Source organism: Streptomyces sp. NTH33 (assembly GCF_003236365.1).
Lineage (GTDB): Bacteria > Actinomycetota > Actinomycetes > Streptomycetales > Streptomycetaceae > Streptomyces.
Genome location: NZ_POTZ01000683.1, coordinates 1 through 2,728, shown reverse-complemented (window position 1 = coordinate 2,728; position 2,728 = coordinate 1). Strand labels below are relative to the sequence as shown.

Genomic DNA, 2,728 nt, shown 5'->3' with positions numbered 1-2,728 from the left:
GGCTGGCGGTGCGGGCGGCGCTGGCCGTCATGGCCGAGGCGCGGGCCGCCGACGGTCACCGGTATCTGCACGCGTTCCCGAAAGTGGAGCACACCGCCTCGAACGCGGTGTGCCGTCGCGCCGGGTTCACGCTGCTCGGCCCGGTCGACTTCGAGTACCCGAAGGGCCACCGGATCACGTCCAACGACTGGCGGGTCGACCTGGAGGGTTGAGCCGTCGTGCCCCAGGGTGCTTGCGCGGGGCGTGCGGGGCGTGCTGAGACTGGTGGCATGTGCCGGAGTATCAAGACGCTGCGTCCGCCCGCGTTGCCCGAGGAGGCGACGGAGGAAGAGGTGCGGGCCGCCGCGCTGCAGTTCGTGCGGAAGGTCTCGGGGTTCCGGGCGCCGGCCGCGCACAACCGCGAGGTCTTCGATCACGCGGTGGACGTGATCGCACAGGCCACACAGGAGTTGCTGGCTGGGCTGGAGGTGCGGGGGCAGACCGCGCACAAGGCGGGGTGACCGTCCGGCGCCGTGGTCTCTCCTACGCCTTTGCCGGCTCCGGCGTGCGCCGCATCAGATACGCCGCCCCCGCCCCCGCCGCGAACAGCGCCGCCACCGACACGCCCGTGGCCAGCCACGTCGCGCCCAGCCACCGGGTGCCGAAGTAGCCGAGGGCCACGCTGTAGCCGGCCCAGGACAGGCCGGCCAGGGCGGACCAGGGGAGGAACTCCCGGACGCGGCGGTGCGCGGCGCCGGCGCTGAAGGAGACCACCGAGCGGCCGGCCGGGGCGAAGCGGGCGAGGATCACCAGCGCGCCGCCGCCCCGGGACAGGGCCGCCTCGAGCCGCTCCTGTGCCCTGCTCAGGCGTCGCGACCGCGAGATCGCCCGGTCCAGCCGCTCGCCGCCCCGCCGGGCCAGCCGGTAGGCGAAGAGGTCGCCCAGCACCGACGCCGTGGCCGCGCACAGGATCAGCGCGAGGATGTCCGGCACGTTCTGCGGGACGTGTCCCGTCGCCGCGCCCGTGCCCGCGGCCGCCGCCGTGGCGGCCGTCACGATCAGTACGCCGCTGGGCAGCACCGGCAGGAACACGTCCAGCAGGACGGAGGCGGCCACCACGACATAGATCCATGGAGTGCCGGTGAGCAACCCCACCCGCGCCAGACTCTCCAGCACCGAAGACTCCCCCTGTCATTCCCCGTGAACCGCCGAACGCGCCGCGACGTCGCGGGGGAGCGGCAGGAGCGGCCTCAACAGCCATACAGCGTACGCCGGAAGTGTGACAGGAGTTGCACCGGGGCCATGTGTTCGGTTGTGGGGTCGGCTCGCGGTCATGGGGCCGGCTCGGACTCCGCGACCGTCTCCAGCCGCTGCTGCCCGTCCTTCGCCGTCCGCGCCCGCTCCAGCCGCAGCCGGGCCGAACGCCCGCGCAGCGTCAGCGTCATCAGCTGGTTGCCGAACCACGGTCCGCCCGTCCGTCTCCAGTGGACCGGTGGCTCGGCGCACCGCCCGTGCCGGGCGAACAGGCGGCCGAGGGCACGGGCCGCCGCGCTCCAGCCGAAGCGGAAGCCGAGCCGGATCGACAGGGGCGCAAAGTTGTGGACGGGCGAGCAGGTGAGCTGCAGCACCCGCGCGTCCACGGACCGCGACGGCCAGCGCGGCTCGGCCACGTACGCGTGGTGCACGTCACCGGACAGGACGAGGACGGTCGCGGGCGCCTCCGGCCCGGATCCCGCCTCGGCGACCAGTTCGGCCAGTGCCGCGAAGGACGCGGGGAACGCCGCCCAGTGCTCCAGGTCGGCGCCCCGTCGCAGCCACTCCCCGAACCGCGCCCAGCGCGCACCTCGCTCACTCCCGCACAGCGCCGCGTCCCATGCCTCCAGGTCGTGCACGAGGTGCGGAAGCAGCCAGGGCAGTGAGGTCCCGATGAGCAGGTGGTCGCAGGAGCCCCGGTCCTCCAGCGCCTGCGCGCGCAGCCACTCGGCCTCCTCCGGATCGAGCATCGCCCGGCTGTCCTCCCGCAGCACCCGGCCGGCCCGCGAGTCCACCATCAGTACTCTCACCCGGCCGAAGTCGCGCCGGTAGCTCCAGCGGACCGACGCCGGGTCGCGGTCGGCCCGCGCGGCGAAGGCGCGCAGGGCGTCGGTGCCGTCGGGGGCGGCCCGTACGGCGGCGTAGACCGGGTCGGCGGTCAGCTCGGCCGGGGAGAGGTTGCCCAGGTGCTGGTGCACCCAGTACGACATCAGTGCGCTGAGCAGCCGCTCCTGCCACCAGTCGGTGGACCGCAGGTCGGCGAGCCAGGCGGCGGAGGTGTTCCAGTCGTCGACGACGTCGTGGTCGTCGAAGATCATGCAGCTGGGCACGGTGGACAGCAGCCAGCGCACCTCCGGGTCGAGCCAGGACTCGTGGTAGAGCCGGGTGTACTCCTCGTAGTCGGCGACCTGACCACCCGGAGGGTCGGCCAGGCCCCGGCGGGCGGAGATCCAGCGCCGGGTCGCCTCGGAGGTCTCGTCGGCGTAGACCTGGTCGCCGAGCAGGAGCAGGACGTCGGGGCGCTCGCCCCCGGGGTCGGCGGCGATCCGCGCGGCCAGCGTGTCGAGCGCGTCCGGGCCGATCGCGTCCCTGCCGTCGGCCGGCGGGGCGGCCCAGCGGCAGGAGCCGAAGGCGACGCGCAGGTCCTCGCCGTCGGCGGGGAAGCGGATGACGGAGGGCGGGAAGCGGGAGTTTGGGGGCGGCCACGCGCGCGTGC

Annotated in this window: 3 protein-coding genes and 1 pseudogene; 2 read left to right on the top strand and 2 right to left on the bottom strand. The window is 74.3% G+C overall.

The window, feature by feature from the left end; translation table 11 throughout:
- A pseudogene (locus tag C1I97_RS34920) lies at positions 1-212 on the top strand (DUF2804 domain-containing protein); the annotation flags it as partial.
- Positions 213-269: 57 nt separating this feature from the next.
- Positions 270-500, top strand: a complete 231-nt coding sequence (locus tag C1I97_RS34915; protein WP_111006979.1) for a DUF2277 domain-containing protein — start codon at positions 270-272, stop codon at positions 498-500.
- A 22-nt stretch (positions 501-522) separates the two neighbouring features.
- Here the strand turns inward: C1I97_RS34915 and C1I97_RS34910 are convergent, their stop codons facing one another.
- Together C1I97_RS34910 and C1I97_RS34905 are read right to left on the bottom strand one after the other, a co-directional pair.
- Entirely contained in the window at positions 523-1,155 is a 633-nt protein-coding gene (locus C1I97_RS34910; RefSeq protein ID WP_111006978.1) for a DedA family protein, read from the bottom strand.
- 155 nt (positions 1,156-1,310) lie between these two features.
- On the bottom strand, positions 1,311-2,728 hold a 1,418-nt coding region (locus C1I97_RS34905), incomplete at its 5' end, for an alkaline phosphatase D family protein (RefSeq protein WP_111006977.1).